The sequence below is a fragment of the Qipengyuania vesicularis genome (genome assembly GCF_019711415.1).
Lineage (GTDB): Bacteria > Pseudomonadota > Alphaproteobacteria > Sphingomonadales > Sphingomonadaceae > Qipengyuania > Qipengyuania vesicularis.
In genome coordinates this window covers 13,591-26,522 of the sequence record NZ_JAIGNJ010000003.1, presented here as the reverse complement: position 1 = coordinate 26,522, position 12,932 = coordinate 13,591, and the positions used below count along the sequence as shown (strand labels likewise).

Genomic DNA, 12,932 nt, shown 5'->3' with positions numbered 1-12,932 from the left:
TGAAGCGCTTATTCATGACCATTACTGCATTGCTTGGCGCATCAAGCCTTTATTACTATCTTGGTTCGTACATAATAGTCAAAGACAAGACCGGGTTGGTAACCGAAGTTAAGATCTCGAATGGGATTACGCAACAGAAGCTTAAGGAGCTCTCGTCGGGCTACTTTGTAGGCATTCAAGATCAACAGGGGCAATTAGTGGTCAAGTGCTCGGATGGCTCTGAGTTACGCGGGCTATATGTGGGCGCTCACTATCGATACCGATGGAAGGTTGTCGGGGATGGTACTTGCGACGATATTTGGAAACTGTCCGCTTCCAGTTCGCATTCAGGCATCCGACTTGCCGATGATGCATTTGCTGGGTCCGACCGAACGTTGCTTTGAATCTATGGGTCGTCATTGGATGAGGAGCCAATAGTGGACCTCGCTCAGAATTCCGACAAGGTTGCTACATCCGCTGCCCGATCGCGGCGATCAGCAATACGAGCGAGACCGTGCAGGCGAGCGTCCGCACGTGGTTCCAGCGGGTCCACTTGGCAAGGTACTCGCTCCACATCGCCGGTCCGTTGGGGCCCTTGGCGTCGGTGGCTTCGAGGCGATTGTTGAGCGGGACATTCCCCGCCACGGTCACAAGGAAGATGCCAGCGAAGTAGATTGCGCTACCCCAGAGCGTGAGCTGCGAACCGGGTGCTGACGGAGCCATAAGCGCAAGGACGGCCAGGGCGGCCGAAGCGAGTGAACTGGCAAAGAAGATCGGCAGGAAAAGCGTCCTGACGATGATCCGGTTGATCGACTGCATGGCAAGCATGCCGGCGGGCGCCTCGATCGCGTCCAGCGATTTCATCACGAAAACCGAAAAAGTGAAGTAAATCCCGGCCATCAAGCCGACCGATATGGCCGTGAACCAAAGCAACGCATCGATAGCGGGTTCCATGAGACCCTCCCTTGGAATGCGACCCGCGTGCCGCTGCCTAGCAAGGAGATGCATCCCGGGCCAAGGGCGAAGGTACTATCCGAAAATTGCCACGCATTGCATCCCGTCCAGAACCTGCATCCCGTCGGCATTCCACAAGCGCAGTCGCTCCGATGAATAACCGGCTGCGGCATGCTGGCTCGCATTCTCGGACAGCCACCAGCCATCGCGTGTGGTTGGCGCCGTATCGAGCAAGTTGAACGACCAGTTGATCGAACTGATGGGGCCCTGCCGCTGCATGGCGCGCATGGCCCCGGGTGGCAGGACATCGCCGAGAAGGATCAGTTCGCTCACCGGATCGAGCCCCTCACGGTCGGTCAGCCGGGCCCAGCGGCGCACGACCGGCTCGCCCGGCCCGCTGAAATCCTGTGCGCGCAAAATGTCGAAATTATGCCGGATAAAGGCCGGGCCCTTGTCCTTCATCGCGAGCTCAGCCTCTTCCGGCGGGCCGGGCCAGTCTTCCACCTTCGCAGCGGGATGTTCGGCATTGGGCTCGCGTGCGGTTCCAAACAGCCAGAATGCGGTGAGGGTGCACTTGCCCTCACACCAGATCTCGCTGCGCACTTGCGCAACGTTTCGCCCCTGGCGCACGATTTCGCGCTTGAGCTCGACCTCCGGGCCCGTCGGCGCGACGAAGGCCACCTGGCCTGCACGCAGCGGGGGAAGGTCGGGGAAAGCGCGGATCGCCGCTGTATAGGCGATAAGGGCCGAGGCACCGCCATACAGGGTCCGGCCCTGCAACCAGTGATCGAGATTATCGAAACGGGTAGTCCCGCCTTCTGCGGTGATCGGATCGATCAGGCTGGCAATGCTCATGCCCCCACCATCGCCTTGCATTTTCGCTTCGTCCAGACTGACGTTACGTAAGGCGATTGCAAAGCCTGGGGAGAATCGCTAGTGGGCCGCTTCCCGCCTGCGAAGGTCGGGTGAGGCCCGATGGCGGAGTGGTTACGCAGAGGACTGCAAATCCTTGCACGCCGGTTCGATTCCGGCTCGGGCCTCCACTTCCCTTGCTTGGGAATGTGCCGCTTTAGCTCAGTTGGTAGAGCACATCATTCGTAATGATGGGGTCACGTGTTCGAGTCACGTAAGCGGCACCACCAACCCATTTCTCTACGTCTCCAGAAGCATTGATAAGCAAGGATATTTGCTGGATAGTCCGGTTCTTCGTGACGCTGTGCGTGTCTGCTAGTGCCCCCAGAATTCAAGTATCTTGGGGGCACTTGTGGGGGCACCAGCCGCAATCTTGAACCGAGGTGCCCCCAGATGACGCTCAAGGCGTTGTCAATAAAGAACTTTTCGCCAAGAGATAAGACCTACCGCAAGAGCGATGAGAAGGGTCTCTATCTCGAAATTCGTCCAAGCGGATCAAGACTTTGGTTTCTGAAGTACCGCATCGATGGTCAAGAAAAGCGGATTGGGCTGGGCAGCTACCCTGATGTCAGCCTAGCGGATGCGCGAAAGGCAAGGGACGAGGCCCGGATCAAAATTCGGACAGGACGCGATCCGCTTCAAGAGCGCAAGATGGCGAAGATCGAAGCGCGTATAGGAGCGGGCAACACCTTCGATTCTGTTGCCGAAGATTTCATCACAACCCGCCTTGAGGCAAATCACAAGGCGGAGTCGACGATTGCAAAGGCGCGCTGGTTTCTATCTCACTTAAGTCTTTCAATAGGAAAACGGCCCATTGCTGAGATCGAGCCTGCCGAGCTGCTGGCGGCGTTGAAGAAAATCGAGAAGCGTGGCCATCGTGAAACTGCTGTGCGTACGAGAAATTTTGCAAGCCGCGTATTCCGGCATGGGGTTGCCACTGCGCGCTGCAAATCGGACCCGGCACATCTCTTGTCCGGTGCCTTGGCAACACCGATTGTAAAACACCATGCAGCGATAATCGAACCCAGGCTGCTCGGTGAGTTCTTGAGAGCAATCGATGGCTTCACTGGTGGGCCGATCGTCAAGCTGGCTATGCAGCTGAGCCCGCACGTGTTCCTCCGACCTGGTGAACTGCGGCAAGGACGGTGGGAAGAAATCGACTGGGATGAAAAGTACTGGACCATACCGGCTGATCGCACAAAGTTGCGCCGCCCTCATGCGGTCCCCCTGTCCCATCAATCGCTAGAGTACCTGCGTGAGCTTGAGCAGCATTCTGGCGGATTCGGGCTAATGTTCATCGGTCAACGCTCGCACCTTCGCCCAATGAGCGAGAACGCCCTTAACGCGGCTTTTCGTCGTATGGGCTTTGGAAGCGATGTGGTGACTGCGCACGGGCTACGCTCAACGGCTTCAACTCTCCTGAACGAAAGTGGACTGTGGCACCCGGATGCAATCGAACGGGCCTTGGCTCACGGCCACAGCGATCAAACTAGAGGCACATACGCACGAGGCCAGCACTGGGAGGAAAGGATCGCAATGGCGCAATGGTGGAGCGACTATCTGGACCGGGTGAAGGCGGGAGGAGAAATTGTGAACTTTCGGTTGGTACAGCCCTCTAGGGCGGTATGAGGCGGGATTGCGCAAAACGATCCACGCTATCCACAAGGCTTTTGCCCGAATCTCTTAAGTGATTGCTTGCTCCCAGAGGGGCTGGAGCGCAGAGATAAATGCGCACGCAACGTGAACAAGCTGGGAACAGTCGCCTTCAGGATGCGATGCACCGTCTGACCGCTACGGTCGTCACATAGGATAGAGAAGAATGGCAGCGTTGCTGACAATCAAGAATTTTTGCGATGAATACAATGTCAGTCGATCAACCGCCTATCGCTTGCGCGACAGCGGAGACCTTCCCCACGTTCATATCGGGCGTGCAACGCGCATCCGTCGCGAAGACGCAGAGCGATGGTATCAGTCGCTAAACGTTGACGCAGCGAACGACTGACCCGGCGGCAGAAAAGCAAGAGCGCCAATAAGGCTTCCGACCTTATCAGCGCTCGTATCCAGTGGTAGCTCCCAGTTGGATACCGCTTCAATGCCAAAGGAAACCCGGACCGTCCACACCAAATGTGTATCGGTCTACGCGATTGGGGCGGCTGGCTAAGTGGCTGGTCGCCCCGTCCAGCCGCGCACGCTTCATACCTCGGCGTTTCTGGTCGTATCTTTGAAACCTGCAGCGGATTGTGCCTGATTGTCGCAAGTCGGATATCGATTTCAATTAGAAATCAAAGACTTGTTCGGCTGACTTGTATCCCGCCCTTTATAGGAGGGTTTTCCTTGCCTGCAGCGAACTTGAAGCGTGGCGGCGCGCGCAATCGAGCGGACCGCATAAGCTGGCAGTTAAGTGAACACCAATGCCGGTTGCTGCTGAAGCGTAGCGAAGATGCATGGCTCGCTGGATTGCCCCTGAACCGCTTTATTACCCTCGCCTGGGGTAAGGCGGCGCTCGAAGGCCCAGACGCAACCAAAGCCACCGGAGGGTTTATCCGCATGGCCCGTGATTGGATGCGTTGGCATGGCCATCCGATGCCCTGGGTTTGGGTGCAGGAGACCGGTGACACGTTCGGCCAGCACGCACATGCCTTGCTTCATGTTCCGCCAGAGCTGGATCTACTATTCCGCACCATGCCGCTCCGATGGTGCAAGTCGGTGCTGAAGGGCGCGTACGTTTCAAAGACGTTAGATACTCAGCGGTTGGCCTCAGCCTATTCCAGTGAGACTAATCCCGAACTCTACAGGGCTGCTCTTCTCGGCAAGCTACACTACATGATGAAGTGCTCGCCAAAGCGCCTAGAGGAACAGCTTGGAATGATTGGCTTGGGGCATAAGCCATGGGGGCAATCTAGCCGCGTAGTCGGGAAGAGGGCGGGTGCTTGGCAACGCAGACCGGAGCTATAGGCGCACCAAATCCCATCAAGAATCCATCACGTCCAGTGCAACAAGGTTCACGACGCTCAGGTCCAAGATTCGACCCTGTCGAACCGAATAAAATAGGCCGAAATATGCGCGGCAGCCCCTGTTTCTCTTTGTTCCTCTGTGGCCGAAGAGAACAAACCTTGCAGATGATTTCGGAAAATCTGAGTTGGGCGGCTAGCGGGGTAGAAAGTACCCATCATCGCCGTGCCGCGCGCCGCCCATGTCGACCATGATTTCGAGCACGCGGGCGACGCGGGCCTTGCGCTTGGGCGTGTTGCGGCCTTTGAACAGGGCGGAAAGCGCTTCGGCGGGTAGTGGCGCCTCGGCCTCGGCCAGCACATCGCGCATGGTGGCGAATTGTTCGCGCTCTTCGGCAGGCCATGCGCGTTCTTCGACCACGCCGGCTTCGACCAGTTCCATGTCGAGATCGTCCTGCCCCTTCACCTTATGGGCGAGGCGCGGTTTCTGGTATTCGGGGCGCAGCCAACGCACGAGGCCGCGCTTTTCTTCCGCCGCGCGTTCCTTGTTGAGCGCCACCAGCCGCGTCAGCAATTCTTCCTCGGCGGCCTCCTGGTCCTCGGACTTGTGCTGGCTGGGCGTGGTCGCGCCGGGGCGGCCGACCAGCCGCGCGCCAAGGTCTTCCCAGCCATAGGCGGCGAAGACTTCGCGGTCGATATCGTCATGGATTTCCTTGAGCACCGAGATCAGCCCCGCCTCGTGAATATCGCGCTCCTTCTGGCTGAACGGCTCGCCAACGCCCTGCTCGAGCTCGCGCAGGCGTTCGAGCACATTGTACATGTCGGTCATGGTGAGGAAGTCGTGCTCGGCCAGCCGCTCCTTGCGGAAGGCATCGAGCCGTTCGCCGAGCTGTTCGAGTGTGGCGGAATGCGCATCGGTGAGAGCTGGGAATGGGAAGGGATCGAGACACTTCGTCTTATTATAGCGAGGCCGGTCTTCGAGCGTGCCGCCTGTGCCCAACATCCATGAAATGTGGAGACGCGACGATAATACTGCGACTGCATTCGCACCTGACAACGCGACAGCAACGAGCATGTTGTCTGGTAGTATCGACTGATCGAGAAATTGGAAAAAGCGATGCTTCGCGGTTTCGATCGTGGCGATGTATCGCTCAAGCCGATCAAGCGCGGGACGTAGGTCCGATCGAGGTTCGCCAAAAATCCACCAGTTATCACGGTACGTTGCGCGATTGTTCTGGTCGCGCTCCGGCTTCACGTGCTCAACGACATACTGGTAAGTAGCGGGAAAACGCCTCTGAACCTCGTCCGCCTTCAAACCGAAAAGGTCAATCACCATGACCCCACGAGGTTTCGACGCCAAATCACGACCATTCCTGTAAGGCCGTATATGTTGATTCAAGCCTTCATTCGAATGCACCCCAAGCGAAGAAGCAGTCCTCGGAGAAACTATAAATCCAGAACCATGAAGCTTCACCCCTGGACTGGAAAGCTGTTCGTTCGCGATTAGGGCCTGCACATTCGACATGTCCGCGCCCAATCGAAGCCCGCTCGTAATCTTCCCCTCATCCACTTCCAGCCGCACTTCGGGCGTGTCCGTATTCAGCCCGCTCTCGTGCACCACTTCCGCCAGCTTGCCCTGCCGCTCGCCGCGCACCGCGACGGTCATCGCAATGCGCACTGCCGCCTTGTCGCTTGCCTTGAGCCAAGGGTGGTCGGGAATGGCGTAGACCAGGCTTAGCGGCAGCTTGGCGTTCATGTGCCGCTCCACCACGCGGCGACTGAAGGTCTGGGTGATCGAATTGGTGGTGATGAAGCCAAACCGGCGCAGCGGGTTCTCGCCCTTGGCTCCCTTGGGCGGCTTGGCGAGCAGGCGCGTCGCCGCCTCGTCCCAAAAATGCATCACGAAATCCGCGCCGCCGGGCACATCCTTGCGTACCTTCCAAGCGGCCTCAGCGTAGCCATCGCCCAGCTCGGCGCGCATGTCCTTGCCCCCGATGAAGGGAGGGTTGCCGACGATGAATTCCACTTTCGGCCAATCGACCCGGCACGGGTTCACATATTCGTAAAGCTCCATCTTCGCATCGGTATCGGGGATTTCCTCGCCCGTGATGGGATGCAGCTTCATTGTCTCGCCATCCCAGCGGCTGAGCGGCTTGCCTTCTTCGTCGCGCAACATTTCCATGCTGTCATAGGCCAGCAGCGCGTCCTGATGGCGGATATTGCCATAGGCGTGCAGGATCGGTTCGGGCAGGTGCTTCGCCTCGGTCGTGCGCAGCTGCCATTTGAGGAAGCCGATCCACAGCACGAGGTCGGCAATCGGCACGGCGCGCGGGTTGATTTCCAGGCCGTAGAACTGGCGCGGGTTGACCGTCTCACCGTCGAGCAGCAGCCGCGCCTCGTCGTCGCCCAACGCCTCCAACGCGTCGAGCACTTCGCCTTCCAGCCGCTTCATCAGTTCGAGGCTGACATAGAGGAAGTTGCCCGTGCCGCAGGCCGGGTCCAGCACGCGCGTAGTACATAACTGGTGATGGAAGGCGCGCACAGCTTCCAGCGCGGCCTCCTGCTTGCCTGCGCGTGTCAAGTCTTCGGCCAGCTGCTGGACCTCTGCCCAATCCTCGCGCAGCGGCTCGATGATCGTGGGCACGACCAGCCGCTCGACATAGACGCGCGGGGTGAAATGAGCACCCAGCTTGCCGCGCTCCTTCGCCGCTAGGGCGCGTTCGAGCAGTGTGCCGAAAATGGCGGGTTCGACTTCGTGCCAGTCCTTCCTCGCCGCCAGCCACAGCTCGCGGATATCGTCGGCTTCAAGCTTCAGCGCGGTGCGGGTCTTGAACAGCGAGCCGTTGAAGCGTTTGAGCGGCCTGCTGATGTCGCCCGACCAATCGCCCTTGTCCATTGCAGTCCAGAGGCTTTCTAAAGCAGGCGGAAAATACTCCGGCGTATCGATCATACGTTCCAGCATGGCCTCGAAGGGGCCGATGCCGGTGCGCTTTTCCTCTTCCGTTTCCTCTATCAGACCCACGTCCTCGGCGAACATGGTGAAGAGACATCGCATCAGGAACTCGGCGATGTCCTTGGGATCGTATCGCCGCTCTAGGCTCTTGGCGATCTTGGCAAGACGCCGCGCGATGTCCTCGGTGACTTCGGCGCTGATGCGTGCGGGGTCGAGAGAATGCGGGTCGGTCCAGATGGCGCGGAGGCGGTCCTGAACCCGCGGGTCGAGCAAATCGGCCATCGACAGCTGATAGCTCTGGCGGTCGGGGAAGTGGGCGTAGTTGCGTCCCTGCCCGCTGAAATCGGCATAGACCTCGATCACATTCCCGACATCGGCAACCATGATGAAGGGCGGGTAGGAATGGTCGTCGGGCAGTGCGCGGGCATAGCCCTCGGCCTGTTGCTTGGCCGCGATCATCACTTTGTCCCAAGTCTTCGTGCCGCGCTTGGCGTGGCCGAGCTTTTGCGGGGCCTCGACACCGACCAGTTCCAGCTGTTCGGTCTCGCGCGACTTGGCGCGCTTGGCCGACTGCTTGGCTTCCCAGATGAAGCAATCGCGCTTGTAGCAATCGATGCGACCCGTGGTGGTCGAACCGTTGGGATGGCGGAACAGGACGCCCCGCTCGAACACATAGTCGTTGTGGCGCGTGTCTTCCTGTGCGGGCGATGGCTGGTCCACGCCCAGCGCGCCGGTCAGGCGTTCCATAAAGAGCTGGGCATTGGCCATTTCGGAGCCGCCCGAACCCTCGAACTCGTCAATCAGCTTTTCCAGCGCGGTTTGGTTCGTCTCCCCCATCCAAGATGCATGGCGCGCATAAGAAATGCGTTCAAGAAAAAAGACTTGAGAGGAATATGTAGGTGATAACTCGACCAGTTTACTGGACTTCACAGATGTGCTGTAGTAAGACAGCAACATGGGCGGTCTAGGGTCAGGTAGGTGCGCTGGGTCGCCGACTGCCGATGCGTCGCGCAAGATCGATCTAGCTTGGATGATGCGTAGCGGGCTGGCCGCGATGGGAATGGAATCGGCTGGGACGCTGCGATGGAATTGCGGGGGCGAACCTGCAGGTAGCGTTAGCTACCGTGCGCTGTTTAGCGAGCAGGGGAATGAACGCCTCGCGTTGAGCTATACTCGCGATTCCGGTGACGATCGAGAAAGCGTCATACAGACGATCTACCTTACCGCAACGGACCAGAATTTCGGCGGAAAGCGATGGTGGATGATCTGCCCCTACAGGGGCCATCGTGTGGGTAAACTCTATATGCCTCCTGGGGGTGATCGCTTCGCATCACGGAAGGCGTGGCGGCTGGCTTACAACTCGCAGCGCATCGCAGAACGCGACAGGCCTTTTGAAGCGCTTTTCCGGTTGCAGAGAAAGCTTGGATGCGAGCAAGGTTGGGGCAACTGGGTCAGTCGGCCCAAGGGCATGCATCACAGAACCTTTGAGCGGCATCTTGACGAGTTCCAATATCTTGACGCGAAGTGCGGAATTGAGATGATGCGGGTGATTGGCATGCTCCGGTAGCGTCAGCTAGTGCTCTCAATTAGCCAATTCCCGTCATTCCGCTAGCGACCCGATTGTGGACGGTCCGCATCTGGAGTCCGAAGAGACCAGGGCCCATACCCTGCTCACGAGCCGACATTGCTCTCAATTTTGCACGATTGGCAGACCTTCAAGCCCCATATCGCATGAAATCTTTGTCGGGACTTTGAGATTTTGCTGGAGCTAGCCAAGAGCCAAGATGAAAAAGTATTGGCGGAAAGGCGAAGAGCAACCGTTTTGCCCGCAGTAGTCTGGCTCTGCGTGTTGATTGCCCCTCGCAGTAAGTTCGGCGATTATTCGTTTGAAGGGATCGATCACGCCACATTGACCTGCGTCACTACCATTGCGACAGCGCTGCTGATAGTAGCCATCGCACAGATTGTAGAGGCAAGCGCCAGCTTCATCTTCAGCTGGATCGGATTTTCGGTCTTAACGTACATTTTCATTCTCCTTTGTCTGGTGTCGCCGTTTCGCCGGCAACAAGGAGAATATGGCCGGGCCGTGTATCACCCCGATATCGCGAGGCCCGAATTTTCGTTTCGATTGTTTCGGTGGGTCAGGCGGCAGCCTGCGAAATTGCACGCCATGCGGCGGCGATCTCGTTGACCATCGGTGCGATGTGGTCGGGACCGGTATCGCCATTGGTAATCGAGAAGCGCAGCAGTTTGCGCCCCTGCCAATGCGCTGTGCGCACGAAATAACGCCCGCTGGCGTTGAGCGCCTGCGCCACGGTTTCGGCCCCGTCGCAATGCGGGCTGTCGAACGCGACCGCGAGCTGGTTGAGACACTGGCGGTTGATGATTTCCACCCCGTCGAGCCGCTTTAGCGACTGGGCTAGAAGGTGGGTTGCGTGACAATGGCTTTCGATCATGTCCTCGATGCCCTTGCGCCCGAGGCTCTGCATCACCGCCCAGACCGAGAAGCCGCGCGCTCGGCGCGAGAGTTCCGGGACATAGTCCGAATTGTTGCGCAGCGGTTCACCTTCCGGGAGGTATCCCGCCTGCATCGACATGGCGCGGCGGTGGTATTCTTCGTGCTTCACGATGGCGAAGCCGCAGTCGTAGGGAATTTGCAGCCACTTGTGGCCGTCGACCGACCAGGAATCGGCCAACTCGACACCTTCGGCAATGCGCCGCATCCTTCTGCTGGCACGTACCCATAGGCCGAACGCCCCGTCGACATGCAGCCATGCGCCGTGGCGCTTGCACAGCGCGGCGAGGCGCGTGAAATCGTCGAAAGCGCCTGACATGATGTGGCCCGCCTGTGCCAGCACGATCCGCGCGGGCGTATCGTCTTCGGCCATGGCTGCCTCGAGCGCGTCGCAATCATAGGTTCCGTCGTTCAGCGAGGGGATCCGGCGCAGCTGGTCGCTGCCGAAACCGAGGTACCGGAGCGCCGAGTAGTTGGTCACATGGGCATCGTCGGCAATGTAGATCGCCACTTCGGCACAGCCGTGAAGGCCCTTGCGTTCGAAATCATGGCCCGCGCGTTCGAGCACGCACAGGCGCGCGGCGGCGAGCGAAGTGAAGGCTGCCATGGTCGCACCGGTGGCGAAGCCGACCGAACTTTCGCGCGGCAGGTCGAGCAGGTCGAGGAGGTATTTCGCGCTTGCCGCCTCGGCCTGGGCAGACGCTGGCGAAGCTTCGTAGACGCAGGCATTCTGCCCCCATGCCGCGGCCATCCAGTCGGCGGCCACCCCTGCGGGATGCGAGCCGCCGATCACCCAGCTCATGAAACCGGCATTGGTCATGCCGGAGAGGCCGGGACGTGCAGCACTATCGAGCGATTCGATCACTTCGAGGGGGTCGCGCCCCTTGCGTGGGAGTGCGATATCGAAACTGTCCTGTGTTGCGATCGGCGCCTGATGGGGATCAAGCGCCTGGTCGCTGTAGCGACCCCGTGTCGCCAGTCGCGCTGCCTTTTCCAACAGGCCCTGGGCGATCTTCTTATCGGGGAAAGAACTCATCTTTTCTGCAACCACTTCGGAAGGAGGGAATAGGCGTTCTCGATGCCGGGCTGTTTGTGTGCAATGCTTGCGTCGTCGAAAATGGCGGAGAGCCGATCGTCGTTGAAGGCGTCGAGCAGGTCGGTCGCCCCACCAAGGTGCTCCGTGCCGATGAATATCTGCGGGATCGTCGGTGCGCCGCCGCTGCGCTGGGCAAGCGCGGTACGCACGTCCCCGCCCCATGCCGGATCGGCATAATCGGGTCCGTCGAGATGGACGGTGCGATAGTCTACTTCCATCAGGTCGAGCAGCTTCTGAGCCGACCAGCAGAATTCGCACCATTCGAGCGCGAAGAAGACGAGAGGCTGCGTTTCGTCGCCGATGATCGCATCGACATGGGCAAGCGCGCGTTCGTTACCCTCAGGTGCCTTGGCTGCGGGGGCGGCAGCGGGTGCGGCATCGACGCGTGCGCCGGGGGTCGAGCGCGAGATTTCCATCTCCGCCTCGTTCATGTCTTCCTCGATGTCGCCGAACAGCGGCGTGGTCATGTAGCGCTCGCCCGTGTCCGGGATCATAGCGAGCACGCGCGAGCCCTCGGGCAGTTCGCTCGCCAGCTGACGCGCGGCGGCGAATGTCGCGCCCGAGGTGATGCCGCAGAACACGCCTTCCTCGCGGGCCAGACGGCGCGACCAGTCGAGCGCATCGGCGCCCGCGACAGGGACGATCTCGTCGATCACTCCGTCGGTAATGGCACGGCCCGTAACAGCGGGGATGAAGTCGGGTGCCCACCCTTGCATCGGGTGCGGGCGGAAGCGGGGGTGGCTGGCAGCGGGCGAGCCGTCCTTGGCATATTGCTGAGGCACACCCGAGGCGAGGACCGGGGAATTGTCGGGTTCGCAGGCAACGATGCGCGCCGACGGCATGTGCGCCTTGAGCGCGCGGCCTACGCCCGCAATCGTACCGCCGGTGCCGAGACCGCTGACGAAGGCATCGAGCGGTGCGTCAGCGAATGCACGGACGATTTCCATGCCGGTGGTCGTTTCGTGGATCTTCTCGTTATTCTCGTTCTCGAACTGGCGCGGAAGGAACCAGCCGTGTTCCTCGGCCAGTTCGCGGGCCTTGTCGACCATGCCGGTACCCTTGAGCGAGGCCGGGGTGAGCACGACCTTCGCGCCTAGGTAACGCAGGATCTTGCGACGCTCGACACTGAAGCTTTCGGCCATGACGATGACCAGCGGATAGCCCTTGCGTGCGCAAACCAGTGCAAGTCCGATGCCGGTATTGCCGCTAGTCGCCTCGACCACGGTCTGGCCGGGCTTGAGCGATCCATCCTTTTCGGCGGCTTCGATCAGGCCCAGCGCGAGGCGATCTTTGACGGAACCCATGGGGTTGGCGCTTTCGAGCTTGAGCCACACTTCGCGACCGGGAGGGGAGAGTTTCTCGGCCAGCACAACCGGGGTGTCGCCGACGAGTTCGAGGACGGACCCGCGCCTTTCGCTTCCTTGGGGACGGGAGATGGGACGGGGGAAAGGAGCGTTCATGGCGCGGGTCCTGAGCTGTTTTCAATGCCCATGACTATGCGCGGCCTGCGTTTCAGCCCGATATCGCTCCGACGCCCATAATGTTTCAATTGTATCGCTGGTGAGGTCGTAC

At 59.8% G+C, this 12,932-nt stretch carries 9 protein-coding genes and 2 tRNA genes; 5 read left to right on the top strand and 6 right to left on the bottom strand.

The features are described from left to right. Window positions 1–14: 14 nt before the first annotated feature. Window positions 15–383, top strand: a complete 369-nt coding sequence (locus K3146_RS08890) for a hypothetical protein (protein WP_221545950.1) — start codon at window positions 15–17, stop codon at window positions 381–383. 64 nt (window positions 384–447) lie between these two features. On the opposite strand, the gene K3146_RS08885 is transcribed toward K3146_RS08890, so the two are convergent. Together K3146_RS08885 and K3146_RS08880 are read right to left on the bottom strand one after the other, a co-directional pair. Then, window positions 448–933: an anthrone oxygenase family protein gene (locus K3146_RS08885; protein ID WP_221545949.1), complete on the bottom strand. Its 486-nt coding sequence runs from the start codon at window positions 931–933 to the stop codon at window positions 448–450. Window positions 934–1,008: 75 nt separating this feature from the next. Continuing rightward, window positions 1,009–1,788, bottom strand: coding sequence for an acyl-CoA thioesterase (locus K3146_RS08880; protein ID WP_221545948.1), 780 nt, complete (start codon window positions 1,786–1,788; stop codon window positions 1,009–1,011). Between the two features lie 114 nt (window positions 1,789–1,902). Between K3146_RS08880 and K3146_RS08875 the strand changes: the two genes are divergently transcribed. The 4 genes from K3146_RS08875 to K3146_RS13645 all read left to right on the top strand — a co-directional run bounded on the left by K3146_RS08875 (window position 1,903) and on the right by K3146_RS13645 (window position 3,847). Then, a tRNA-Cys gene (locus K3146_RS08875) sits at window positions 1,903–1,976 on the top strand. A gap of 20 nt (window positions 1,977–1,996) precedes the next feature. Beyond that, a tRNA-Thr gene (locus tag K3146_RS08870) sits at window positions 1,997–2,072 on the top strand. Between the two features lie 166 nt (window positions 2,073–2,238). Next, on the top strand, window positions 2,239–3,474 hold the full coding sequence (locus K3146_RS08865; protein ID WP_221545947.1) for a tyrosine-type recombinase/integrase: 1,236 nt from the start codon (window positions 2,239–2,241) through the stop codon (window positions 3,472–3,474). Window positions 3,475–3,664: 190 nt separating this feature from the next. Further along, window positions 3,665–3,847: a helix-turn-helix domain-containing protein gene (locus K3146_RS13645; protein WP_221545946.1), complete on the top strand. Its 183-nt coding sequence runs from the start codon at window positions 3,665–3,667 to the stop codon at window positions 3,845–3,847. A 1,145-nt stretch (window positions 3,848–4,992) separates the two neighbouring features. Here the strand turns inward: K3146_RS13645 and K3146_RS08855 are convergent. The 4 genes from K3146_RS08855 to cysK all read right to left on the bottom strand — a co-directional run bounded on the left by K3146_RS08855 (window position 4,993) and on the right by cysK (window position 12,820). After that, window positions 4,993–8,586, bottom strand: coding sequence for a class I SAM-dependent DNA methyltransferase (locus K3146_RS08855; RefSeq protein ID WP_221545945.1), 3,594 nt, complete (start codon window positions 8,584–8,586; stop codon window positions 4,993–4,995). Window positions 8,587–9,648: 1,062 nt separating this feature from the next. After that, window positions 9,649–9,774 (bottom strand): hypothetical protein, encoded by a 126-nt coding sequence (locus K3146_RS13565; RefSeq protein WP_282098490.1) that lies wholly within the window; start codon window positions 9,772–9,774, stop codon window positions 9,649–9,651. Between the two features lie 116 nt (window positions 9,775–9,890). Further along, window positions 9,891–11,300, bottom strand: coding sequence for a pyridoxal phosphate-dependent decarboxylase family protein (locus tag K3146_RS08850; RefSeq protein ID WP_221545944.1), 1,410 nt, complete (start codon window positions 11,298–11,300; stop codon window positions 9,891–9,893). Next, a complete protein-coding gene (cysK, locus tag K3146_RS08845) occupies window positions 11,297–12,820 on the bottom strand; it encodes a cysteine synthase A (RefSeq protein ID WP_221545943.1) in 1,524 nt (507 codons plus the stop codon). The genes K3146_RS08850 and cysK overlap by 4 nt, the downstream gene beginning before the upstream one ends. Between the last annotated feature and the right edge of the window lie 112 nt (window positions 12,821–12,932).